The sequence below is a fragment of the Ectopseudomonas khazarica genome, from assembly GCF_004521985.1.
GTDB lineage: Bacteria > Pseudomonadota > Gammaproteobacteria > Pseudomonadales > Pseudomonadaceae > Aquipseudomonas > Aquipseudomonas khazarica.
This window is the reverse complement of the sequence record NZ_SBHZ01000066.1, coordinates 1-216: the sequence shown is the minus strand read 5'-3', so window position 1 is coordinate 216 and position 216 is coordinate 1. Positions and strand designations below refer to the sequence as shown.

1 protein-coding gene is annotated in these 216 nt (G+C 63.4%); it reads right to left on the bottom strand.

Going from position 1 to position 216, the window contains the following annotated elements:
- Positions 1-216, bottom strand: a 216-nt coding sequence (locus tag EPK82_RS24885) for a hypothetical protein (RefSeq protein ID WP_167494411.1), incomplete at both ends; no start/stop codon positions are given.

The window sequence follows — 216 nt, the reverse complement described above, 5'->3', positions numbered from 1 at the left end:
CGTCGTCGAAGGTCAGGATCGAGCCTTGTTCGTCAGCCAGTACCAGGGTTTCCGAGGCGGTGACCTGGTCGCCATCGCCATCGGTGCGTACCACTTCGTAGGTCAGGCCCAGGCTGGCACCGTCGTCGCCGAGCAGCAGGTTCAGTGCTTCGTCGAACGTGGTGGTGGTGCCGTCATGGCGGATCGCTTCGTACAGGGTGGTCTGCAGTTGCGGAC